Source organism: Bacteroidales bacterium, assembly GCA_023228145.1.
Classification (GTDB): Bacteria; Bacteroidota; Bacteroidia; order Bacteroidales; family CAIWKO01; genus CAIWKO01.
This window is the reverse complement of the sequence record JALOBU010000005.1, coordinates 118,709-143,354: the sequence shown is the minus strand read 5'-3', so window position 1 is coordinate 143,354 and position 24,646 is coordinate 118,709. Positions and strand designations below refer to the sequence as shown.

General features: G+C 38.7%; 25 protein-coding genes. 16 read left to right on the top strand and 9 right to left on the bottom strand.

Features of this window, described 5'->3' with window-relative positions; all coding sequences use genetic code 11:
* Positions 1-162 precede the first annotated feature (162 nt).
* Positions 163-1,761, top strand: coding sequence for a T9SS type A sorting domain-containing protein (locus tag M0R16_04145; GenBank protein ID MCK9612075.1), 1,599 nt, complete (start codon positions 163-165; stop codon positions 1,759-1,761).
* An 81-nt stretch (positions 1,762-1,842) separates the two neighbouring features.
* On the opposite strand, the gene M0R16_04140 is transcribed toward M0R16_04145, so the two are convergent.
* Positions 1,843-2,316 (bottom strand): hypothetical protein, encoded by a 474-nt coding sequence (locus M0R16_04140; protein MCK9612074.1) that lies wholly within the window; start codon positions 2,314-2,316, stop codon positions 1,843-1,845.
* Between the two features lie 155 nt (positions 2,317-2,471).
* On the bottom strand, positions 2,472-3,119 hold the full coding sequence (locus M0R16_04135; protein ID MCK9612073.1) for a DUF4290 domain-containing protein: 648 nt from the start codon (positions 3,117-3,119) through the stop codon (positions 2,472-2,474).
* Positions 3,120-3,395: 276 nt separating this feature from the next.
* On the opposite strand from M0R16_04135, the gene M0R16_04130 reads away from it, so the two are divergent.
* Positions 3,396-4,577 (top strand): T9SS type A sorting domain-containing protein, encoded by a 1,182-nt coding sequence (locus M0R16_04130; GenBank protein ID MCK9612072.1) that lies wholly within the window; start codon positions 3,396-3,398, stop codon positions 4,575-4,577.
* 94 nt (positions 4,578-4,671) lie between these two features.
* Here M0R16_04130 and xdhB read toward each other — a convergent pair whose 3' ends face one another.
* The 5 genes from xdhB to aroB form a co-directional block, all read right to left on the bottom strand.
* Entirely contained in the window at positions 4,672-7,101 is a 2,430-nt protein-coding gene (gene xdhB / locus M0R16_04125) for a xanthine dehydrogenase molybdopterin binding subunit (protein ID MCK9612071.1), read from the bottom strand.
* Complete coding sequence (gene xdhA, locus M0R16_04120; GenBank protein MCK9612070.1) at positions 7,004-8,434, bottom strand: xanthine dehydrogenase small subunit; 1,431 nt, start codon at positions 8,432-8,434, stop codon at positions 7,004-7,006. The genes xdhB and xdhA overlap by 98 nt, the downstream gene beginning before the upstream one ends.
* Position 8,435: 1 nt before the next feature.
* Entirely contained in the window at positions 8,436-9,197 is a 762-nt protein-coding gene (xdhC, locus tag M0R16_04115) for a xanthine dehydrogenase accessory protein XdhC (GenBank protein MCK9612069.1), read from the bottom strand.
* A 24-nt stretch (positions 9,198-9,221) separates the two neighbouring features.
* A complete protein-coding gene (locus M0R16_04110) occupies positions 9,222-10,466 on the bottom strand; it encodes a 3-phosphoshikimate 1-carboxyvinyltransferase (protein ID MCK9612068.1) in 1,245 nt (414 codons plus the stop codon).
* A 235-nt stretch (positions 10,467-10,701) separates the two neighbouring features.
* On the bottom strand, positions 10,702-11,778 hold the full coding sequence (gene aroB / locus M0R16_04105; GenBank protein ID MCK9612067.1) for a 3-dehydroquinate synthase: 1,077 nt from the start codon (positions 11,776-11,778) through the stop codon (positions 10,702-10,704).
* A gap of 252 nt (positions 11,779-12,030) precedes the next feature.
* Here aroB and M0R16_04100 point away from each other — a divergent pair, with 252 nt between their 5' ends.
* From M0R16_04100 to M0R16_04040, 13 genes are all read left to right on the top strand, one after another.
* A complete protein-coding gene (locus M0R16_04100) occupies positions 12,031-12,606 on the top strand; it encodes a rubrerythrin family protein (GenBank protein MCK9612066.1) in 576 nt (191 codons plus the stop codon).
* A 139-nt stretch (positions 12,607-12,745) separates the two neighbouring features.
* Complete coding sequence (locus tag M0R16_04095) at positions 12,746-13,207, top strand: hypothetical protein (protein ID MCK9612065.1); 462 nt, start codon at positions 12,746-12,748, stop codon at positions 13,205-13,207.
* Between the two features lie 177 nt (positions 13,208-13,384).
* Positions 13,385-14,017 (top strand): virulence RhuM family protein, encoded by a 633-nt coding sequence (locus tag M0R16_04090; protein ID MCK9612064.1) that lies wholly within the window; start codon positions 13,385-13,387, stop codon positions 14,015-14,017.
* Between the two features lie 82 nt (positions 14,018-14,099).
* Positions 14,100-14,474 carry a TerB family tellurite resistance protein gene (locus tag M0R16_04085; protein ID MCK9612063.1) on the top strand — a complete coding sequence of 125 codons (375 nt, stop codon included), beginning with the start codon at positions 14,100-14,102 and terminating at the stop codon, positions 14,472-14,474.
* Between the two features lie 226 nt (positions 14,475-14,700).
* On the top strand, positions 14,701-15,114 hold the full coding sequence (gene aroQ, locus M0R16_04080) for a type II 3-dehydroquinate dehydratase (protein MCK9612062.1): 414 nt from the start codon (positions 14,701-14,703) through the stop codon (positions 15,112-15,114).
* Positions 15,115-15,129: 15 nt separating this feature from the next.
* The gene (locus tag M0R16_04075; GenBank protein ID MCK9612061.1) at positions 15,130-16,131 is read left to right on the top strand and encodes a ketoacyl-ACP synthase III; all 1,002 of its coding nucleotides are present in this window, start codon (positions 15,130-15,132) and stop codon (positions 16,129-16,131) included.
* A gap of 180 nt (positions 16,132-16,311) precedes the next feature.
* Positions 16,312-16,548, top strand: a complete 237-nt coding sequence (locus M0R16_04070) for an acyl carrier protein (GenBank protein MCK9612060.1) — start codon at positions 16,312-16,314, stop codon at positions 16,546-16,548.
* Positions 16,548-17,603 carry a ketoacyl-ACP synthase III gene (locus tag M0R16_04065; protein MCK9612059.1) on the top strand — a complete coding sequence of 352 codons (1,056 nt, stop codon included), beginning with the start codon at positions 16,548-16,550 and terminating at the stop codon, positions 17,601-17,603. The genes M0R16_04070 and M0R16_04065 overlap by 1 nt, the downstream gene beginning before the upstream one ends.
* Positions 17,604-17,608: 5 nt before the next feature.
* Positions 17,609-18,346 (top strand): SDR family oxidoreductase, encoded by a 738-nt coding sequence (locus M0R16_04060; GenBank protein ID MCK9612058.1) that lies wholly within the window; start codon positions 17,609-17,611, stop codon positions 18,344-18,346.
* Between the two features lie 62 nt (positions 18,347-18,408).
* Positions 18,409-19,326 (top strand): glycosyltransferase family 2 protein, encoded by a 918-nt coding sequence (locus tag M0R16_04055; protein MCK9612057.1) that lies wholly within the window; start codon positions 18,409-18,411, stop codon positions 19,324-19,326.
* On the top strand, positions 19,323-19,988 hold the full coding sequence (locus M0R16_04050) for a GNAT family N-acetyltransferase (GenBank protein MCK9612056.1): 666 nt from the start codon (positions 19,323-19,325) through the stop codon (positions 19,986-19,988). Before M0R16_04055 ends, M0R16_04050 begins: the two co-directional genes overlap by 4 nt.
* A 4-nt stretch (positions 19,989-19,992) precedes the next feature.
* A complete protein-coding gene (locus M0R16_04045; protein ID MCK9612055.1) occupies positions 19,993-20,625 on the top strand; it encodes an SDR family oxidoreductase in 633 nt (210 codons plus the stop codon).
* Positions 20,626-20,681: 56 nt separating this feature from the next.
* Complete coding sequence (locus M0R16_04040) at positions 20,682-21,770, top strand: T9SS type A sorting domain-containing protein (GenBank protein ID MCK9612054.1); 1,089 nt, start codon at positions 20,682-20,684, stop codon at positions 21,768-21,770.
* Between the two features lie 6 nt (positions 21,771-21,776).
* Here M0R16_04040 and M0R16_04035 read toward each other — a convergent pair whose 3' ends face one another.
* Complete coding sequence (locus M0R16_04035) at positions 21,777-22,838, bottom strand: sulfotransferase (GenBank protein MCK9612053.1); 1,062 nt, start codon at positions 22,836-22,838, stop codon at positions 21,777-21,779.
* Positions 22,839-22,929: 91 nt separating this feature from the next.
* Here M0R16_04035 and M0R16_04030 point away from each other — a divergent pair, with 91 nt between their 5' ends.
* Positions 22,930-23,826: a DMT family transporter gene (locus M0R16_04030; GenBank protein ID MCK9612052.1), complete on the top strand. Its 897-nt coding sequence runs from the start codon at positions 22,930-22,932 to the stop codon at positions 23,824-23,826.
* Here M0R16_04030 and rlmB read toward each other — a convergent pair.
* On the bottom strand, positions 23,823-24,569 hold the full coding sequence (gene rlmB / locus M0R16_04025; protein ID MCK9612051.1) for a 23S rRNA (guanosine(2251)-2'-O)-methyltransferase RlmB: 747 nt from the start codon (positions 24,567-24,569) through the stop codon (positions 23,823-23,825). The genes M0R16_04030 and rlmB overlap by 4 nt on opposite strands.
* Positions 24,570-24,646 lie beyond the last annotated feature (77 nt).

Below are 24,646 nucleotides of genomic sequence, written 5' to 3'. Positions count from 1 at the left end.
ACTCCGGCAAATTGCAATAAATATTTTTCTTTGAGGCTTATTTTGTGTTAGTTGTGAATACTAATTTTTTCTCAGAAAAATAATAATATGTTATATATTTTTTGTAGCTTTGGAATATTATATCAACATAGTAAAAAAATCTTTTGGTAGTAAATATTAATTATGAAACGAATTTTACTTTTATTATTAATCGTTTTTTCTTATAGCCTGCAGGCTCAGATACCTGATTTAAAGTGGTTGAAAACACTTCCTTTTGGTGTAAAATGTCAGGTAATCGACTCTGAGGATAATATTTATATAGCTGGAGATTTTTCCGGAACAATTGTTTTTGACAGTGTGATATTAACAAGTAATGGAACTTACCCGGATATTATTGTTATAAAATATGACAGCTCAGGCAACCTACTATGGTATAAACAAATCGGTGGTCTTGATGGTGATTGGGTTATGGGCCTGAAAATCGATAACAATAACGATCTTTTGCTGACTAATTGTTTTAATTATAATACGATAATTGAGGGTGACACTATTTCACACACAGGTGGCCATTGTCCGTTAATTATTAAATATTCTAAAGATGGAGATTATATCTGGTCAATGATCCCGGTATATAGTGAAAGTTGTTTCCATCCAAGGCTATCGAGTATTGATAATGAAAACAATTTTTATGTTTATGGGACAATATTTCCAAATGGGAATGTAATATTTCCGGATACAATCATAGCTGATAGCATGGGGATATTTTCTTATGTGGCAAAGTATAATTCGGATGGTGCTTTTAAATGGGCACGAGGCTTTAATAATGATATTTATCAAATGACAAATGACAGGTTGAACAACTTATTGTTAATAAAACGGTCTGATACTTCTGGTAATGATTTTATTAAACTTTCGCCCGATGGTGACCTGATTTGGAATAGACAAATTTTTGCAAATATTCTTGGTTATGATTATTATATTGATTGTTACATACCATTATTGTTGACTGATCGCTTTTGCAATATTTATTATGCAGGGTATTATTCCGATACTTTAGTAGTCGGCGATGAAACATTTATTTCTAAAGGTAATGATATTATACTGATTAAAAACGATTCCTCCGGTTATCCCGTTTGGGCTATCTCTGCCGGTAGCCCAAAGTATTCTCGCCCCAAATCTCTCTTTGTTAAAGACGATCATATTCTGATGACCGGAACTTTTGCAAAAAAAATTTTCTTTAATACGGATAGTATTGTTGCTTTTGAAGGGCATCTGTTTGAATTTTATGCTCATGGCTTTATTGTTCAGTATGATTTGAATGGACAAAATGAGGTTGTGAAAAAAGTAATTGGCAAAAAAACTGTAGGTGCAAGCACTGATTTTATATCTGTGAACGAATCCTTATATGTGAGTGGATGGTATTCAGACTCAACATATTTTGGCAATTATTTATGTACCTTGGATAGTGGTAATAATAATTATTATAATTATAAACGTAATTTCCTTGCACGATTTTATAACGATCCTCCGCCCCCGGAAATAATTGTTGACGAATTTGAGATTTATCCCAATCCTTCAAAAGGCATGGTGAATTTCAACTTTAACCCTTCTCTCAAAGAAGCAACTCTTGAATTGTATAATTTGAAGGGTTCGCTAGTAAAAACCTACAGTCTTAAAAATACGCACAATAGTATTGATCTGAGTTACTTAAATAACGGCTTGTATATTGTAAAGTTAATTAGCGGGATAACTGTTTATTATAGGAAAGTTGTAATACTATAAAGCAATTTTGCCGTTTTATTCAGGTTTAAACATATTTGTGAAACAAGATTATCACCACTTGTTTTCTAAGCAAACAGATTATTAATACAACTCTTTTAATTCTACAGAATAATCATACTGCAGATCTTCATGAAGGGAAGCTAATGCGGTATTTATTTTTTGAATTTGCCGCTGGTAAAGATTGTCTAATGCTTTGTTGGTATGCAAAGGTATTCCTGAACTTTTAAGTTTCTTGCAGAAAAAGATTCGCAATTCCACTTCGGTTTGTTTGGAACCCGAATACCTGATAAATTTATTAGATGTTCTGAGGATTTTTCGCAACATTTTTTTTGACAGGTATAAATTACTTTTATTTACGCCTTCAAATTGTTCATTGATATGTTCTTTAACTTCGTTAATGTAAGCTTGCTCATCACCAGCCTGAAATAACAGGTAGGTAAGCAGTTCTTTATTTTCCTTTTTATATTTTACCAGGCGCATGCATACATCAATTATTTGTCTTTGAGAGAGCGTTTCGAGTTCTGTTTTAAGTTCTTTAAGTGAGGAAGCCTTCATCGGTTGAAATTCGCGTTAAAATTGCCTGCTTGTTATTTAGTGTGGTTTTAATATGTGGCAAAACACCTTATTGTAATAAATGCTTGTAGTGTATCAAGAAACTACGTCAGAGTAAATTATAAGAATAAAACTTAGCCAGGCAAGTAATCGAATTACTATTGGCTGGTTTTTCTTTTCCAGTTTTTATCCCTGTGCTTATTATTTTTATTATCGCCGTATCCTCCGCTTTTTTTGCTGCGGTTGTTAAAGACAAGAATATCGCGTGTATTTTCGAGCTGGACATTTTCGGGCAGTTTCAGTTGGCCATCCGATAAAATTGACAAATGTTCCAGTATCACTTCATCACTCACAGAGTCTCGGTTCCAGCTTATATAAAGTTTTTTCAGGTGGTTTGCAACGTATTTAATTAAAGCATCTTTCTCAGGGCCTTCATCATATTCTTTAACTTTTTCAATCATATTTTCAATGTTCTTTCCGTACTGGCGGTACCTGATAAATTTATTGGGATAGGAACAAGCATATTTTTCGTTTTCATGCTCCCCGGGCACCGGCTTTGGGAAAGGCGAGTCCACATCAAGCTGATAGTTGGAAATAATGAAAAGGTGGTCCCATATTTTTTGGCGGAATTCAACATTATCCTGTTTTTGCGGATTATTTAATGAAGCCATAATGGCGACAATGGTTTTAGCAGCTTTGTTTCTTTGCTCCCTGTCTTCCAATGTCAGAGCGTATTCAATCATCTTGTGGACATTTCTTCCGTATTCAGTTATACTTAGTAAAGATCGTTGCGTGTTGTATTCCATTTCCATAGTACTGTAATTGGTTTTCTGCTTGCAAAGGTAGTATTTTTATTTATCAGGTTCAAACGTATTGTGATAATGTACATTATTTATTTGCTATTTTGAATTATAATTTATATATTTGATGGCTATTTGTTTTTAATTCCTTAAATAAACCAAATATTAATCAAAGTCGAATACTTTTTTGGCACGGATCCCGGGTTTCATAATGCCACAGGATTCAACATAGGGCCTTCATTTAATATTGACAGCCTGGCTTTTTATGTGGATGAAAGTTGTATGGCTGATGGAAACTGGGCGTATTTTTATGTAAGAACCATGGACCAGGGCGGGAAATGGAGCCATACGAATATTGATTCTCTGGTAAAACGTCCGCTGGAACTCATACAAAGCAGCACGCAATATGCATGTTATGGCGATTCTGTGAAACTTTCCTGTACCAATGCCATAGGTTTGAGTTATACATGGCTTTATTACGGTACACCGATAGCTGATGAAACAGAGCCTGTGATGTATGCCAAACTCAGCGGAGATTACCAGGTTGTGGTATATAACGCCCTCGAATGCAGAGATACTTCAACGGTTACGACTGTGGTCATTCACCCCCAAACTCCTTTGCCCGGAGTTACCAGCCCGGTGCATTATTGCCTTGATGACCCAACGGTTCCACTGTCAGCTACGGGAGCGGATTTACTTTGGTATGATGTGCCGTCAGGAGGCGTTGGTTCTGTGACACCCCCCACACCTTTGTCATCCACACTGGGAAGCACTCAGTATTATGTAAACCAGACATTAAACAACTGCGAAGGGGAACGTGCCGAATTGCTTGTTGTTGTAAGCAGTCCATCATCAACCTCAATATCACCACAGGCTTGCGAATTCTATTTATCACCCGAAGGCAATATTTATGATACTGACGGAATATATCACGACACCATTCAGAATGTGGCAGGTTGCGACAGCGTCATTACCATTGACCTTACTGTGATACACATAGATACATCTGTGGTACAAAACGATGTGCTTCTTACAGCCAATCAGGCCGGTGCAGCATACCAGTGGCTTGACTGTAATAATAACTACAGTGTTATTAGCGGTGCAGATGAACAGAGTTTCACTCCGACAGTAAATGGAAGTTATGCCGTTGAGCTGACATTTAACGGATGTGTTGACACATCTTTGTGCCATACAGTTTCCTCTGTGGGAATTGCCGATATAACAGGCGATACTCAGGTTTTTGTGTATCCAAACCCATTAACCGACAAATATTTTATTGAGTTTGAAAAAATGTTTAATAATGTATCTGTTAGTATAACTGATATATCAGGAAGGTTAGTCGAAAACAGCCATTTTATTTTATTGAAAAAAATGGAGCTGGAACTAAATGCACCTGCCGGAGTTTATTACCTAAAGATACAGGCTGACGAAAAATTATGGGTTTTAAAACTGATAAAACTATAGTAGTTTACATTAGAGCTTAAAGAACTAAAGCTATGTTAAAAAAAAACGCCCCGCCGATTTCGGTGGGGCGTTTTTTTTTAACGAAATAATATTTTTATTTTGTTTTTTGCATACCCTCAATGGCTAATAATATTTTTTCGTTGGTCGCCGGGATGGATAAATCTGGGTCAATTTTATGGTTGCAAACAGCAGCAACAGCATAACGTAATGCCATCCATACCGAAAAAGCCAGCATAAATGGAGGTTCTCCGACAGCCTTGCTTTTTCGGATGGTGTTAAAGTTGGCTGCATTTTCAAGCAGCTCAATATTGAAAATCTCCGGAATGTCCTGTGCAGTTGGTATTTTGTAGGTGTCAGGAGAGTAAGTTAGCAGCTTTCCGTTTTCATCCCATTTGATTTCTTCGGTGGTTACCCAACCCAGTCCTTGTATGAAAGCCCCGCAAACCTGTCCCATGTCAATGGGCCTGTTCAGGCTTTCACCAACATCATGCAAAATGTCAACCCTCAGCAATTTGTGTGAGCCCGTCAGTGCGTCAACTTCCACTTCGGCTACTGCCATGCCATAGGCAAAATAATGAAAAGGCTTTCCGGTTCCTTTATCCCTGTCAAAGAAAATATCCGGAGTTTTGTAAAATCCTGTGGCGCTGAGGCTTGTTTGTTTTAAATAGGCAGCATCAATAAGTTTAGGAAATGATACAGCATGTTCTGTGTATTTTTTATCATAAACTTTATCTTGGCAAAATATTATCCTGTTTTTAACAAATTTCTTACTAGGGTATTTTGTTTTCAGCATTTCCAGAGCTATAACAGATAAACGTGATTTCAGCTTGTCGATGGCATTCTTAACCGCTGCACCGTTCAGGTCAGAACCGCTGGATGCCGCCGTTGCCGAAGTGTTTGGAACCTTTGATGTATTTGTCGCGTTGGTTTTTATGAATTCTGGAGAAATACCCAGTTCGGCTGCTGCAATCTGAATTATTTTAGTGTTCAGACCTTGTCCCATTTCCGTGCCTCCGTGGTTGACCAGCACACTGCCGTCTCGGTAAATATTAACTAAAGCCCCTGCTTGGTTGAGAAATGAAGTAGTGAATGAAATTCCAAACTTGACAGGTGTCAGGGCGATGCCTTTTTTTATGTATTCATTTTTCTTGTTAAAAAGATCAACCTCGTGTTTTCGTTTTTTATAATCAGAACTTTTGACGAGTTGCAAATATATTTTTTGCAGCCTGACATTTTCGATCTGTTGATGGTAAGGAGTAATATTATTTTTTTCTTTTGTATAAAAATTAATAAAGCGTATTTCTGCAGCATCTTTTTTAAGGTAGCGTGCAATGCGCTCAACAGCATGCTCTATAACTGCCATGCCCTGTGGTCCGCCAAAACCCCTAAAAGCAGTATTCGAAAAATGATTGGTACGCCAGGCAGTTGCTGTTATTCTGACATTAGGAATGTAATAAGCATTTTCGGCATGCAGCATGGCGCGTTCCAATATGGCCATACTCAGGTCGGCAGCATGCCCTGCATCGGCGTTTAGGTCAACATCGTAGGCCATTATCTTACCTTCATCATCAAAACCTATTTTATAAGTTGAAAAGAAAGGATGCCTCTTGCCGGTAATTTTCTGGTCGTCATCACGAAACAAATGTATCATGACCGGTTTGCGGGTTGAGTTGGCAAGCAAGGCTGCCCAGGCGGCTACATGGTTTGCTTGTGTTTCTTTTCCCCCAAAAGCACCGCCCATGCGTTTCACTTCACAGGTAACCTCTTTTTTTGAAATGCCAAGAACTTCAGCTACTATGGATTGTGTTTCGGAAGGATGTTGGCTTGAAGCATAGACAGTCATTTCTTTGCCTTCTCCCGGAACACATAAGGCGCTTTGTGTTTCAAGGTACCAATGTTCCTGAGCCCCGGTATATAGTTCTCCGGAAATTTGATGTTTTGATTTTTTTAAAGCTTCTTCAACATAACCGCGTTCCATTTTTCTTGTAGGAGCTATCCTGCTTCCTGCAGCCATGGCAGACTGTATGTCGGGCAGTGGCTTCAAAGTCTTGTATTTTATCACAATAAGTTTTTCTGCTTCCAGTGCACTTTCTTCGTTGTCGGCAGCAATGATCGCTATTGCCTGTCCAATAGCCGTAACACTTTTTTCGGCAAGGCAGGGCTCATCATGAAACACAGGCCCCATCTGGTTTGCACCCGGGATGTTTTTGTAAGTTAGCACTGCTTGTACCCCTTTTACCTGCTTCGCTTTGTTCACATCGCACCTGACAATATCTGCATGGGGGCAACTGCTGTAAACCACTTTTCCGTAAAGTGTCTGCCCGCTAACATCCATATCGTTGATATAAATGGCTTTGCCTGTAACATGCAGGGTGGCGCTTTCGTGGTGTAGATATTTTTCTTTTGCCTGTTTCATAAAAATATCATCAGGATGTTTCTTTATAAAACTTAAAAAGTAAGTTGCGTGCGGCAAGCCTGCGAAACTCTTCCCCGGAACGGGCATCCGACAAAGGAGAAAATTCATTGTACAAAATAGTTGATGCTTTTTCAACAATTGCTTTTCTCCAGATTTTCCCGATAAGAAATTCTTCAGTTTCAACTGCTCTTTTTGTAGTTGCGGCCATACCTCCGAATGCAAGCACCATGTTTTTTATTTTCCTGTTTTTTTGGTCTATGTCGAGCATGAATCCGGCACTGCAGGTGGAAATGTCGAGGTCTTTACGTTTGGATATTTTGTAGGAACGGATGATTTGATTTTTTTTCGGAAAAGGTATTCCCACAGAACAGATAATTTCGTCTTTACGAAGATCTGTTTTACGGTATGATTTTATAAAATCACATAGTTTAATAACACGTGATTCATTTTGATTGCATACGGCCATGACAGCATCATAAGCCATTAGCAACGGCAAGGAGTCTCCGATAGGTGAGGCTGAACCTATATTTCCGCCAATAGTGGCCATGTTTCGTATCTGTTTGGAACCGAAAACAGTTAGCATTTTATGCAGTGCAGGGAAACATGATGCTGTGGCTTGCTTCAATTGTTCCATTGTAACTCCTGCACCCACAGAAAGATTTTCTTTTGTTTCGGTAATATTTTTTAACTCCTGAACATCAGAAATGTCAATTATTTCCTGCAACAACTCGTGCTTTTTGTTCACACGCAGCCCATTATCCGTATTGCCTGAGACGATGATGGCTTCAGGGTATTTGCTCTTTAACAACAAGGCTTCATTCAGAGAGAAAGGCTTAAAATATTTCTGATTATTGGTGATAAAAGAGATAGTCTCGGTTTTATTGATTTGCTTCAGCAAGCGGAGGGATTGTTTTTCTTTTGTGCTGAAGATGTCATCTTTTCTTTTTCTGCAAACTTTTTCAGCAGCCTCTATGATAGGTTGATACCCTGTGCAGCGGCAAAGGTTTCCGCTTATTGCATCAAGAATATTTTCCCTGTTTACTTTTTCTGGGCTTTTGTATAAAGCAAAAAGCGACATCACAAAACCGGGAGTACAGTAGCCGCATTGTGAAGCGTAAGCATCTACCATGGCTTGCTGTACAGGATGAAGCCCGCCATACCCGTCCGAGAGGTTTTCAACCGTAATCAGCTGTTTGCCATGAATCATAGGAAGAAATATAAGACAACTGTCAACAGTGCGATAATGTAATTTATTGTTGTCAGGTTCTGCTATAACCACAGTGCAGGCTCCGCAATCTCCTTCTCCGCAGCCTTCCTTAACTCCTTTATGCGAAGTGAGAGAACGTAAGTATTTCAGGACAGTGGTAGTGGGAGAAAAGGGAGTTTGGCTGAAGTCGATTACCTTAATTTCGTCGTCAAGAACAAAACTTACTTTGTTCATATTATTTGTTTAGGCTGTTTTTGACATCTATAAGTTTAGCAATAATACTGATGGCAATTTCCTCCGGTGTTTCTGCATTGAATTTTATGCCTATAGGCATATCAATACGGTCAATTTCTTTTTGTGTAAATCCCTTTTCCAGCATCTTTTTCTTTGCTTCGGCTACCTTACTTTTGCTTCCTATCATGCCAAGGTAAGCAAAGGGTTTTTTTGCCAGTATCATTACAATGTTTTCGTCGTATTCATGCTTGGGTGTCACAATCACACTGAATGTTTTTTCGGTGAATTTCGCTTTTTCTATGGCTGTATAAAAATCTTCACACACACAGTGGTAAGGTGCTGAATCAAATTCTTTCAGAATTTCTTCACGCTGGTCGAAAAGTGTGATGCGAAATCCGAAGTCAGCCGCATAACGGGACAAAGCCCTTCCTATATGCCCTGCACCGAAAATGAATAAGTCGCTGCTGCTTTTTATTGGCTCAAAATAAATTTCTACCGTGCCGCCGCAGTGCATGGCAAGGTCTTCTTCGAGTTTGTAAATTTTTTTGCGGGGGATACAGGTTTTAAGTACTTCCATGGCATCGGCGATTGCCTGGTATTCAATACTGCCGCCACCGACAGTGCCGGTGGTTTTTCCGTCGGAGTGCACAAGCATTTTGGAGCCTGCCTTGCGGGGTGATGACCCTGTGGTTTCTGTGATAATACAAACAACCGCCTCTTTATTCTGTGAGATAAGTGCAGAGATTTGCTGGTAAATATTCATAAAAAAAAGTTTTATCTATCAAAGTTACTCATTTCCTGAAAAATCAACACTAAAGCCGACACTTTTTAAATCGTCAAAATAACCGGGATATGATTTTGATATACAGGCAGCGTTTTTTATGATTACCGTCTTACCTGTCAGTGCGAGCGGTGCCAGCGACATTACGATACGGTGATCATTGTGGGAATCGCAAATGATTTCTTTTTCAGGAGTGACGGTAAAATCTTCGAAAAACAGTTCATCATTATTCACAAACCTGAAACGGTACCCAAATTTTCCAAGTTCTGTTAACATGGCGTCAACCCGGTTTGATTCTTTGATGGAGAGGTTGCAAAGCCCTGAAAAGTGAAAAGGAAACTTTAAAGCAGCAGCAGCAGTTAAAACCGCAGGCAATAAATCCGGTGTTTCAAAAAAATCAATATCCAGCAAATCTGTTATAACACATTTTTTTGTTAACATGACAGAGTTCGGTAAAAAAGTGGTTTTTACACCAAGTTTGCCGAATATTTCTGCTGCATATAAATCTCCCTGAAGTGAGTCTTTTGACAGTCCACTCAACTCAATTTCAGCTTCTTCTGCCAGTGCTGCAAACACATACCAGAAGGCGGCTGCAGACCAGTCTGGTTCAACAATGTAATTTTTATTTACATAGCTTTGTGACTTTATCTTAATGATATTGTTGCTCCATTCTGATTCGATACCAGAATGTTTCATCAGTTCAAGAGTCATTCTGATATATGATGCAGAAGCAATATTATTTCTAAGCTTAACTATTATTCCTTCAGGCAGAATAGGTGCGATGAGCAATATGGCAGAGATGAACTGGCTGCTGATGCCTGCATCCACAGAGATTTTTCCGCCTCTGATGTTTTTCCCCGTTATGGATAATGGCGGATATCCTTTTTTTTCAAGGTATGTTATTTTGGCTCCCAGACTTTTTAAAGCTTCAACCAATGGTCCCACAGGCCTTTCGTGCATACGTTCGGAGCCTTTGAGTATTCTTGTTCCCGGAGTTATGGAAAAAAGCGCTGTAAGAAAACGCAGGGGAGTGCCGGCATCGCCAGCATTAAAAACATCATGATGGCTGATGTTCTGTAGGCACGCTTCCAATGTTTTGGTATCATCAGAATCTGAAAGGTTTTGAATATGAAAACCATCTCTGCATAAATGCTTGATGATAAGCAGCCTGTTGCTGATGCTTTTTGAGGCAGGCAGGCTGACGTTTGCTTTTATATTTCTGTTGCTGACGGAATTTTTTGCAGCTAGCATAGTAATCTTGTTTTTATATCCATTGAAAAAGATATTTCTCGCTGAACTCTATATCAAATTCTTTTAAAAAGCCAATATATTCTTCCTGAAAGGTTTTGGTTTTATGATGCTCTTTTTGATTTTCTACGTACATGATAACATTATCCAAAATGAATCCGTAGGATTCGCATATTTATACAAAACATAATCCCCCAACAACATGACTCCGTAAGAGTATCATATTCCCTTTTCCCTTCTAAAGATGTACATAATATTGTAAAGATGCTGATATCATTTTTTTATTCACAAAATTATCTATGCAACCTTCACCGATATTTTTTAACAATGTGAAATTATGCTTTGAATTAACGCTTTTCTTATCATTCCTTATAAAACGCAGCAGCTCTTTTTCTTTCAAGTTACCTTTATATTTTCCAAAGATTGTGAGTAAGGTTTTTGCGATTTCCTTCAGTTGCTTTTCGGGCAGCATTCCTGTGATATATGAGATGTATGCTTCGCAGAGTATCCCAATGGCAACAGCTTCGCCGTGCAGTAAAGATTCTTTTTCATGTAACAGCGAATACGATTCTATGGAATGGCCTATGGTATGTCCGAAGTTCAACAATTTTCTCAGCCCTTTTTCTTCAGGGTCTTGAGACACTATGCCTTCTTTCAAGGCAAGAGCTTTTTGAATTATTTTCGGATTGTCTGCCAGCTCATAGAAATTCATCTTTACAAGTTCTTTCCAAAACTTTTTATCTGCGACCAGCGCAATCTTCAGCAGTTCGGCGAAGCCCGACCGCATGTGGCCTGAGGGAAGAGTTTTCAGGAATGTGGTGTCAATGTATGTTATCTCTGCTGTCCTAAAACTCCCTACAACATTTTTCAAACTCTGAAAATTGATGCCTGTCTTTCCTCCTGCGGCAGCATCTGTCATGGCCAGCAGAGTGGTGGGGATGTTGCAGAAAGTAATGCCTCGTTTATACACCGAAGCGGCAAAGCCCCCGATATCTGTAATAACTCCGCCGCCGAGGTTGAGAAGCAGAGAGTGCCTGTCGGCATGGGCTTCTATAAGTTTTTTCCAGATTAAATTACAAGCTTCAAGGTTTTTGTGGGTTTCACCGCTTTTGATAATAACCTCTTGGGCTGACTGCAGCAATGGAAAATTATGTATGAGTTTGCTTTTGCAAAACTTTTTAGTGTTGGCGTCCATGAGTATAAACATACTGCATTTATCAGCCAATTTATCCTGCAGAAACCGGTCAAAGGATTTTTTGTCAGCCTCTGCAAAAAGATATTTCTTATCGGTATTCACGGGTAAATAATTAAGCATAAAGATACTATTTTTATAAATGTTTTTTATAACTTTGTTACTTAATTTTACGGATAAGATAGCTAAAAGCCAAGAGCCAAGAGCCATTGGCCAATAGTTTTGTAAATAACAGGATGATAATTATAATTTCTGTAAAAAAATGTCTAATGTCCAATGGCTAATGGCTCGTGGCTCATGGCCAGTGGCTCGTGGCTAGTGGCTAAATTACTAACTGGAATAAAAAAATCAAACTCAAAACTCAATAACTGATAAATAATGACACTAAAAGGAACCCAGACCGAAAAAAACCTGCTGAAGGCTTTTGCCGGAGAGTCGCAAGCGAGGAACCGCTATACTTTTTATGCCAAACAGGCTAAGAAAGACAGCTATGAGCAGATAGCGGAGATATTTATCCTCACCGCTTTGCAGGAGGAGCAGCATGCCAAGATATTTTTCCGTTTTCTCGAAGGAGGGCCTGTTGAGATAGTTGCAACTTATCCCGGAGGTATAATTGGCACCACTGAGGAAAACCTCATTGCTGCGGCCAACGGCGAGAACGAAGAATGGACGGATTTGTATCCTGAATTTGCCGAAACGGCAGAGCAGGAAGGATTTAAAAAGATTGCCACGATGTTCAGGCTGATAGCAAAGGTAGAGGCGGAGCATGAAGCCCGTTTTTTGAAATTATTGTATAATGTGGAAGGCAATACGGTTTTTGAGAGTGAGGAAGAGCAGGAGTGGATTTGCCGCAAGTGCGGTTATTTGCACAAAGGCAAAAAGGCTCTTGAAAACTGCCCTGTGTGCGAACACCCCAAAGCATATTTTGAGAGAAAGGCTACGAATTACTAAAATTAAAATTGATGGATTATAAATGGTTTATATATTAAAAAACGGATTTTCGATCGGTAATGATAAGGTGAAAATAACACTACAAAGGCAGCACAAAAGTTTTTTGGTTATACAAAAAAATACTCTTTAAAAGTCAACAATGTACAAAAAAGTATTTTTTATCACCCTAATTGTTTTACTGGGATTTCTATCAATAGGTGCTTTATTCGGTGGCGGAGCCTTGATAATTTCCCCGGATGGAGAACTGCTGAAAATGCCTGTCTCTATGTTAGAGTCCTCTCCATTCGGGAATTTTTTTATACCCGGCCTTATCCTTTTCTCTGTTCTTGGCATTGCTCCGGGGATTTTGATATATGCTTTAATAAAAAAACCACAATGTAAGCTTTGTGAAATCCTTAATTTCTTTAAAGATATGCATTGGGCCTGGTCTTATTGTATTTATATAGCTTTTGCAACAATTATATGGATACTTGTTCAAATATATTTTATTCAAGCTGTGGTTTTGGCGCACATCTTTTATGTAATTTATGGTTTGCTGATAATATTTATTGCCTTATTACCATCGGTGCGGGCGGCATTTATGAAAGAAAAAGTGAGTTGACTGTTTTGAAAACTTAAATCAAAAGATTCACTTTAATTCTTCTAGACAACTAAATTATTTTTTAACACGCTCTCACATATGCAACACTGGCATACTATTTAGCTTTTATAAATTTGTTGTTTTATATCAGGCTTGTGTATATTTGCAAAGATTTATAATGGTTTGAAAAAAGGCTAAATGAACACTTCATCAATAGTATTTTATAAGCTGGAAGGTGGAAATACCGAAATATCGGTTATTCTTGATGGTGAAACTGTTTGGTTGAGTTTAAGTCAAATGACAGACCTATTTCAGCGCGATAAATCAGTAATATCCAGGCATATTCACAATATATTTAATGATGGAGAACTGGAAAAGATATCGACTGTTGCAAATTTTGCAACAGTTCAAATTGAAGGGGAGAGAGAAATTACAAGGAGTATCGAATATTTTAATCTTGATGTTATTATTTCAGTTGGTTACCGTGTAAAATCACAAAGAGGAATAGATTTTAGGATATGGGCTAACCGTATTTTAAAGGATTATCTGATAAAAGGTTATTCCATAAATGAAAAAAGGTTGACCCAACAAAATGAACAGCTTAAAGAGCTTCAAAAATCGGTTAAAATACTTGGAGAGGTGTTAAATCAGAAGATACTGTCAGACAGCGAAAGTACTGGATTGTTGAGGATAATTTCCGATTATGCATACGCTCTGGACGTGCTTGATCAATATGATTACCAGCGCTTGAGAATCCAGCATACTTCAGGGAAAGAAACTTATCAATTGCAATATGACGACAAAATTGAACATGGAGCCCAGACACCATGACAAAAACGGCCTGCCTCGACAGGAACTTCGGGGGGCATAACCGAAAAGCCATAAGAGTAGGAGAAAATAAACAAATAAAATTATGTCTATTTCAAAATCCGAAGCCATTGTCTTTTTGGCAAATAATGTGGGTAGCTCAGATGGAGAGTTCACAGAACAAGAAATAACAGTTGCAATGCAAAATCCAGCGTATGCTAAAGCATTCGAAGAATATATTGCATTGGATGGACTATCAAAAGTTAAATCAGGTGAGCTAAATGAGTTCTATGCTATTGAAACTTTGAAAAAACTCTCAAAAGATGACCAAATTGAGGCTCTTGCAATTTGTTTTGGTATTGTTATGGCTGATGGTATAATGTCAGATGATGAAAAGGATTATTTATTAAAAATAGCTATGAGAATTGGAGATATTGATTGGGAAACTGTTAATTCGAAATACTTGGAAATGAAATCATAAAATAACCTGCCAATAATTTTGTGCTTCCAGCAGGAAAACTCACCTGCCGGATATTTAAGCGTAACATGAAAGATGCCCAGCCATGCAGCAGCACACGTCCTTTACTCCCTAAGTAGTCCCATTATAATTTCTGAAATTTTGTATTAAGCATAAAAATCTCTAAGTTTGCTAAAGCAAAAGATCTCAATTTATATTTGTAGACGTTTTAAATTGCAACATAAATCAAATGAAATTAATTATCATAAACGGCCCTAACCTGAACCTGCTGGGTGTGCGTGAAAAAGATATTTATGGTGATAAAAGCTTTGAAGCGTATTTTGCAGAGTTGCAGGAGAAATTCAAGAATATAATCCTTGAGTATTACCAGAACAATGTAGAAGGCGAAATCATTAACAAACTTCATGAAGTAGGCTTTGCTTACGATGGAATTATTTTGAATGCCGGAGGTTACACCCATACATCCGTTGCCATTGCCGATGCTGTTGCTTCCATTAAGTCGCCGGTGGTTGAAGTGCATATTTCAAACATTTTTAGCAGGGAAGAGTTTCGCAGGCAGTCTTTGTTGTCGCCGGTATGCAAAGGAGTGATTTCGGGCTTCGGGCTGGATACATACCGCCTGGCAATAGAATCTTTTTTTTAATAAATTGATATACGGGTGAACGCAAACATAAAAGCTATCAGTTATTATTTGCCTGACAAAATAATTAGCAACAGGGATTTGTGCAATGAATTCCCCGGGCTTAATGAAGATGAGTTTTTCAGAAGTTCCGGCGTCAGGTTCAGGCATATTTCGCCTCCGGATGAGATAGGCTCCGACATGGCTTTTTATGCTGCGGAAAGGTTTTTCGAGGAACACCCTGTCAGAAAAGAGGATATTGATTTTTTACTTTTCTGCACCGAGGGACTCGACTACAAAGCACCTGCTTCATCCTGCATTCTTCAACACCGCCTGGGTCTGCTAAAAAACTGCGGTACATTGGACATTCCTTATGGTTGCACGGGCTTTGTTTACGGGCTGAGTGTGGCAAAGGGGCTGATAGAAAGCGGGCAGGCTAAAAATATTCTGCTGCTCACCGCCGATGTGCCATCTAAAGTTATTCATCCCGACGATGCGGAACTTAGAACAATCTTTGGCGACGGCGGCGCTACCACCTTAATCACGGCGTCAGAAAAAAAAGGTATCGGGCAATTCGTTTTCGGCACCGACGGCAGCGGGAGTGGGCACCTTATTGTCAGGCGTTCCGGCGCACGTGAATTTATGACTAAAGAATGGCTTGAACAATACAAAGATGCTGGTGGCATGAAGTGGGGCAAAATGGAAATGAACAGCAACAAAATATTTTTGTTTGCTGTGCGGGTTGTTCCTGCTATGATTAAGGAAATCCTTGAAAAGGAAAACCTTTCCCTTGAAGAAATTGATTTTTTTGTATTTCACCAGGCAAATGCCCAACTGCTGGAAGTTATCAGGAAAAAAATGAAAATCCCTTCGGTAAAGTTCATCATTGATATGGAAAACTGCGGCAATACCGTTTCCGCCACCATACCCATCGCGCTGAAGAACGCCATGGACAAAGGCATTATAAGCCGCGGGCGCAAGGTCATGTGCTGCGGTTTCGGCATCGGCCTGTCGTGGGCAGGAACTGTTATTGATTTATAATTTATATTATCTTTGAAAATAATTTTATCCGGTTGTGATGTTAATGATATAAGTGTCTGTTTGTCAGACTTGCATAGCCGAAGTCTGAACAAACGTTATTTTATCTTAACATACCGGGACTGCTTACTCCGTTAAAACAACACAACAGGAAATATTTACTATCAATATAAACAGCTTGCGATGGACATTAATGAATTAATAAAAAAGATAGAAGCAGAATTTGAGGATTTAAAACCCGGCTCCCTGAAACCCGAAAGCCGTTTTCGAAAAGTTCTCGACTGGAACTCGGTGAATGCGCTCACCATCATTGCATTGGTGGATAGCGATTATGATGTGCTGCTTACTGCCGAGGACTTTATGAAATCCGAAACGGTTCAGGATGTTTACAATATTATTGTCAGCAGAATGAAAAAATAATGGCACTGTTCAGCATTCCACGGGTTAACATTTCCGGCCTGAATTGTTGCGTGCCGAAAAACGCTGTATCCAACAAAGATTATAAGTGGCTGGGAGACAAAGAACGTGAGTTGCTGATAAAAAAAACAGGTGTGGTTGAAAAACGTCAGGCTCCTCATGGAATGGCCACTTCAGACCTTTGCTTTGTATCGGCAGAAAAAATTATCGCAGGCCTTGGATGGGACAAAGAAGAAATTGGATTGCTGCTTTTTGTTTCACAGACACCGGATTATGTTCTGCCGGCCACGTCATGCATTTTACAGGAGAGACTGGGATTGTCGAAGAATTGCTTGGCTTTTGATGTCAACCTGGGTTGTTCCGGCTTTGTCTATGCTTTGTCGGTTGCGGGAAATTATGTTTCAAACTGCAACATAAATAAGGCCCTACTGCTTATTGGCGATGTAAATCCTTATGCCTCCTACCGCGATAAAACCACTTACCCTTTGTTTGGTTCTGCGGGCGCAGCTGTTGCCCTGGAGCATAATGCGGATGTCCCGCTTATGTATTTTAACCTGCAGACCGATGGCTCGGGCCATAAGGCAATTCATATTCCTGGAGGCGGCATGCGGCATTTTCTTACTAAGGAAATGTTTCATTATAAAAGATATGCAAAAGGGGTGATACGAAACCAGATACAGGTATCACTCGATGGGTTTGAAGTGTTTAATTTTTCACTGCGTGAAGTAGTGCCTAACATCAGGACTTTACTTGATTTTTCGGGATGTGGGCAGGATGATATTGATTATTTTATTTTTCATCAGGCGAACCTGCTGATAAATGATTCAATAAGAAAAAAAATGAAACTGGAGCCGGAAAAGGTGCCATACTCACTTGATAAGTTTGGAAATACCAGCTCTGCCTCAATACCATTGACAATTAATACGACGATTCAGAAACAGTTTTCTTCTGAAAAACTTACACTGTTGTTTTCCGGTTTCGGTGTCGGCTTGTCATGGGGCTCTGTAATGTTGCAAACCGAAAATGTGTATTGTCCCGATATCATTGAACTTAAATAAATCTTATGAATAAAAGGTTTGATTTAAAAGGCAAAATAGTATTAATCACCGGGGCTTCCTCGGGCATAGGCAGGCAAACGGCCATTGCAGTTTCGGAATGCGGAGGAAGTTGCGTGATAACAGGCCGCAATAACAAACGCCTCTCAGAAACCATGAAAATGCTCAAAAGCAAAGGGCATACAAGCATGATTGCCGACCTGACAAATGAAAGCGATATCAAAAACCTGGTGGAAAATCTCCCTGAAGTGAACGGCTTGGTGCATTGTGCAGGCATTACTCCTTTGATGCCGGCGAAATTTATAAAGCCAAAGCATATTGATGAAGTGATGGAAGTTAATTACAATGCAGCTGTGCTGCTTACATCACAGATGTTGAGTGGAAAAAAAATCTCAGACCATGCTTCCATAGTTTTTATTTCTTCTATAGCTACCCGTTTTCCTTATTTTGGTGGAAGCCTTTATGTAAGTTCAAAATCTGCCCTGCAGGGTTATTCGGCAGTGCTGGCTTTGGAATTGTCTCCAAGGGGAATACGTTCGAATTGCCTGCTGCCCGGCTTTGTGAAAACCCCAATGTTTGATGAAACCCTGAAACATACTTCCGAAGAAGCCATGAAAAAATTCAAAGACTTGCACCCGCTTGGTTTCGGTGACCCGGAAGATGTTGCCGGGCCTGTTTGTTTTCTATTGTCGGATGCGGCAAGATGGCTCACAGGAGTTAATATTCCTCTGGGTGCAAGCATCTGATTTTTGATATTACCATTTTCATTATTTTTTTTACTTTTGATAAAACAAAAATCACAAAGCAAGTGCCCGAATTTTCAGTAATTGTTCCGGTGTATAATAGTGAAGCTACTCTTGCAGAGCTTTTTACAAGAATAAAAAATTGTTTTGATGGCATAGGGGCTTCTTTCGAAGTGATTTTTGTGGATGACGGCAGTAGTGACCATAGTTGGCAGCTTGTCACCCAATTAAAGAATGATTTTAGTCAGAATATAAAAGCGGTACGCCTGATTCGCAATTTCGGGCAGCACAATGCCATTTTCTGCGGCCTCCATTATGCTACAGGAAATTTTTTTATCACCGTTGATGATGATTTGCAGCATGCTCCAGAAGATATCCCCAAACTGATTCAAAAATATGAGGAAACAAAGTCGGAGCTGATTTATGGCTGTTACGAAAGAAAAAGCTATCACCTTTTCAGGAATGCAGGAACTCGTATGATACAAAACGCCACCAAATCACATTATCACACACAGGGTGATGGCTCGTCATTTCGCATGTTTACAAAGCATCTGGGCAAACGAATATTGGAACATACTCTTGATTTTGTTTATATTGATGAACTGTTGATGTGGTACACCGGTGATATTTCGTATGTGTCTGTTCAACATAAAAAACGAAAATCCGGCAAATCTGGATATACCAGAATTAAGCTGTTGCGCCTCACATGGAATCTGATAATGTATTATACGGCAATACCATTAAAACTTATGGTGTATGTCGGGTTGCTGATATCAGGCCTGTCATTTTTGCTTGGCATATATTATATTATCAGAAAAATACTTTTTGATGTTCCCCATGGATATACATCCATCATTGTCGCCATTTTGTTTTCCACAGGGCTGATTGTTTTCAGTCTTGGAATTATTGGCGGTTATCTGGTAAGGATTTACAGAGCACAACATAAAAAGCCTGCCTATGCCGTAAAAAGCGAATTGTTATGAAGTTGTGCAAGTATGGAATAACATTAAACCGCCTCAGGGAAGATGATATCGAGCTGGTGAGGCAGAAACGAAACTCGCCGGGAATCCGGAAATTTATGAATTACAGGGAACACATCACTCCTGAAATGCAGAAAGAATGGTTTCGTAAGATTGATAATATCAATAATTTTTATTTTGTTATTGAATACAAAAACGAAAAAATAGGCCTGGTAAATGATAAAAATATCAACTGGGAAAAGAAAACTGCTGAAAGTGGCCTGTTTATTTGGGATAAGAGGTATTTGAATTCTGCCCTGCCGTTTCTAGCGTCGATGCTGATGTTTGAAGCTGCATACCTTTTTCTTGACTGGCATAGCGCTTTTATTAAAGTCAGAAAAGACAATAAAAAAGCTATATCTTATAACAAAAGCTTAGGCTACATAACTACTGAGGATTTGCCGGATTGTGATTATATCAAAATGGAAATGACCAGAGAATTTTTTGCAGGTAGTTATGAAAAGCTTAAAAAGTCTTTATCACATTTTCCTGAGAGCGAAAAAATCAAACTTGTTTTTGAACCCCATGATAAAAATAATGGGGTGTCGGAGCATATTGAAAATATGATTAAATTACTACCTCCGGAAAAATTAAGCCGCTCCGTTGAGATAAAATATATTAAATAATACCATGAAAATAACAGTCTTTGGCTCAACAGGCCCGTCAGGGCAGCTTATAGTAAAGTATGCGCTTTCAAAAGGCTATGAGGTTACTGCCTTTGCCCGCAATCCATCAAAAATAAAGTTTCAGGATGATAAACTCCGCATGGTCAAAGGAACATTGCTCAATATTTCTGCAATAGAAGAAGCGGTGAAGGTTGCGGATGCTGTTGTGAGCATATTGGGCCCCAGCACAAACGTAAAAACTACCGAGTTGAGCGAGGGGACACAGAGCATCGTGAATGCCATGAAAAAGTACAATGTCAAAAGGCTTGTTGCTATGGGAACGGCCAGCGTCGATGATGAAAATGACCGGCCTGTTTTTAAATTCAGAATGGTGGTAGCCATGGTAAAAAAAATAATCCCAGGAGCCTATCATGAAATCAGGCGCATGGGCAGTGTCATAAAAAGTTCACGCCTCGACTGGACATTGATACGCCTTACTTTACTGACTCATGGCTCTGCAAAAGGAATAAAACATATTGGTTATTATGGTAGAGATAAAATCAACCTGATGGTTTCCCGCAACGACCTGGCAAAGTTTTTCGTCGATCAGGTTGAAGACAGATCATATATTTGCAAAGCGCCGGCAATTAGCAACTAGTAGTACAGTAATCGTATGTCGAATAATTTTTTTGCAGTAATTGTATTGTTTTTTCTGTGATTACTGATTGCGCATCACAGTGCAACGGTTTTTCTTTCCTGTGCGGTCGTAAATATGATGATGTAGCTTACCTTACCACACATAATGCTTTTAACAATAGTGCCGATGGTTTTATGCTCCCCAATCAGAACAACACCATAACACAGCAGCTCAATGATGGAGTTAGGGCGTTTATGATTGATGTTTACAATAAGGATGGTGTGGCAACGGTTTATCATGGTTTTTCATATCTTGGTTCAAAGCCGCTTACATACAATCTTGTTGAGATAAAAAGTTTTCTTGATAATAATCCTAATGAAATTGTTACCATTATTTTTGAGTGCCATACAACCTCCGGGCTTATTGAAACTGCTCTTACCGAAACAGGGCTTATGAATTTTCTATTTGTAAAAGATGCATTAACTGAATGGCCGACATTACAGGAAATGATAAACATGGGTAAAAGGCTTGTGATTTTCAGTGAAGCCGATAACGCTATACCCGGCCAGGACTGGTATCATTATATTTGGGAACATGCCGTTGAAACAGATTTTTCCTTTTCTGATTCCTCTCAGTTTAGTTGTGATTTTAACAGGGGGGATTCTATTAATGAATTGTTTATCTTAAATCATTTCATTACGAATTCGATCACGGGTACGGGAATGCCTGATGAAGCAGCTATTGTAAACGCGAGCCCTTATCTGATCAACCGGCTTACAGCATGTATGATTGAGAAAAACAAATTTCCGAATTTTATTGCGGTGGATTTTTATGAAACGGGAAACTGCAAAGATGCTGTGGACAGCCTGAACAGGCAGTATTGGTCAGGGAATGATGAATATGAATCAAAACACCCTGATGTGAATGTTTGGCCTAATCCCGGAAATGGAGTTATTAATATTGATTTTGAAAACGATTCTGAGTTTGATAATGGAGATATAAAAATTTTTAATCAGTTAGGCAGGGAAGTTTATCGTAAAAGTATTAGGTCAAAAGAGATGATTATTAATATTTCGGGTGTTTGCAGCAGGGGCTTGTATTTTTTGCAACTTAGGGATAAACAACAAAATGTTGTGCTTGTTAAAAAGATAATATTTGCACCTTAATAAACTTCATAAAGGTTTTTTTCTGAACTTATTCAATTCCTGTTTAAATATCGCTGCAACAAAATTCACCATCCTTGTTTTCATCGTGAAAGGAAAAAGGTTGATGAACCTGATAACAGGAAACTGCATCCAACCGTATAGCAAACCCGGCAGACAATATAAATATAAGTAAAATGGCATCTTGCAGTTTTCTTTATTATAGCCCATTTTCTCTATTGACTTTCCGGCACATTGTTCAATAATCTGTATCTGTTTTTTTGTCAGTACATTTTTCCATTTATCAACCTGCTTGGTATTTAATGGCTCCAGAAGGCTTACATGGTATTTTTCCAGCAATTCCTTTGGATATGATTGAATACTTTCTCTTAAATTTTCATAATATCCGGGCATTTTGTTACTGTATGGAATCTGAAGAAAAGTGCATATTTCTTTGAGTTTGTTTTCTGTATCAGCAACCAGGTCTTCATAGCGCAAATGGAAAAATTTTTCTGGAAATTTTTTCTGCATTCTGGAAATTTTTCTGACATAATAACCCCAACGGTAAGCAAGGGTAGGGAAGAAGCTGCGCTCAAACCTTGTTTTTCTCATAGAAACCACGTTGTCACGGACATCACGGCACAGGTGTATGAACTTTGAATCAGGAAAAAGTATGAGGAGTTTTTTTAAGTGCAGCGAATAAACGGGATTTTTATCTCCAAGCCATAAAATGTTTTCTTTAGGGTTATTTGAGATAAAACAATAATAAACTGCTTTGCATATATCAGCATAAGTGCTGTTACCCTTAAATTTAAGAAGTGTTTTTTGTAAATATTCTTCATCAATATGCCAAAACTGAAACTTGGGGTAATGAATAACATCATTATAAAATTCCATCAGGTGTTTTTCTTCCCAAACAGTTTTTTTTTGATACTTGTTAGCCAGCGTGATGATAAAGTCGGCCTCCTGCGGAAAAATTATATTTGGATGCGCTTCGAGCAAATACCTAAGTAGGGTAGTGCCCGAACGGGCGCGGCCAACAACAAAGAAAAAAGGCAGGTTTTTAATATTTTCTTTAAGGTTCTCTATCATACGGATATTTCAATCTCCAGCTGTAAATTTACAATGTTTTTGTTCAATTGCTGTCTGAAAAATATCTTTAATTTTGACAGATTTCACACCTATGGGAAAAGAATCACTGAAGCATAATATATTATTACACTTTATTGTAGTTATACTCGGATTTACAGCAATTCTGGGTAAACTCATTTCTTTGCCTGCTTATGAACTTGTTTGGTCGAGAATGTTGATAGCTGTGCTTTCACTGCTGCTTATAATTGCCTTTACGAAGCAGAAGCTCCGCCTTCCAATTAAAGCTGTGGGTATACTTATGTTTATCGGAATTATTATTGCCGTGCACTGGATATGTTTTTTCCATGCCATAAAAGTGTCAAATGTGTCGGTTACACTGGGATGTTTATCTGTTACCACTTTATTTACAAGTTTTATTGAACCTCTTGTACAAAAAAGAAAAATATCACTTTTTGAAGTGCTTATTGGGCTGATTATTATTCTTGGCATTTACATCATCTTTCGCTTCGAAACGCGTTATGTGACGGGAATTATTTTTTCTCTGCTGGCGGCGCTTCTTGCAAGCATATTCAGTGTTATTAACAAACAGATATCTTTGAAATACAGGCCGGATGTTACCAGCTTCTATGAAATGCTCGGAGGTTTGCTTGCCGTGAGTGTTTATCTATTTGCATTTAATGATGTCAAGTCATTACATTTTGATGTTTCTGCCTATGATGTGTTGTTTATTATTATTCTTGGCACTGTATGTACGGCATTTGCTTTTTCGGCTACAATAAGAGTCATGCAGAAACTATCAGCATACCAGGTGGTACTGGCTATCAATCTTGAGCCTGTGTATGGCATCCTTGCGGCATATTTTATTTTTGGAGAGTCGGAAAAGATGACACCTGAATTTTATATCGGTGCTGCAATTATACTTTGCTCTGTAATCGCTTATACTTATGTAAAAACCCGTCCGCAGAAAATCGATAAAGTAGAATTTTAAGAGTTTTTTCGTTGCCTGGCCGCTTCAAAAAGTATAATACCCGCTGCTACCGAAACATTAAGCGAAGCTATGGCGCCCCGCATAGGTATGCTGATTTGCTGGTCGGTTGACTTCAATATTATATCTGAAATACCGTCTTCCTCCGAGCCCATAATAATAGCAGCCGGTAATGACATATCCGAATTATAATATTCCGTTTTGGCTTTTTCAGTGCAACAGATAATACTGAGACCGGATGATTTCAGGAATTCAACAGTTTGTAGCATGCTTTTACTGCGGCAAACAGGAATTTGATGCAAAGCTCCTGCTGAACTTTTTATAGCATCGGCGCTGACTCTGACACTATTGTAATAGGGGATAACAATCGCGTCAACTCCTGCACAAGCTGCCGTACGTGCTATAGCACCGAAATTACGGACATCTGTGATGCGGTCAAGGATAAGTACTAATGGGTTTTTTCCCTGCTCAAAAATAAAAGGAATAATTTTTTCAATGTCGGAATAACTTATGTTTGAAACGTATGCAATGACACCCTGATGGTTTTTTGTGGTTGTGCGTTTAAGTTTCTCGGTAGGAACATACTGGTATGGTATGGATTTCCCAGCAAGAAGTTTTTTTAACTCCCCAAAAAGCTCTGAATGCAGTCCGTTCTGTATAAGTATTTTGTCAATTTCCTTACCAGCGTTTATTGCTTCAATGACCGGCCTTAGCCCGAAAATTAGTGTATCTTTTTCATCTTTCATAAACAAGGCAAACTTACGACTATTTGGCGATATAAAATGGGGACGTGCCAAATTGATACCGAATTCGTTGATAGCTT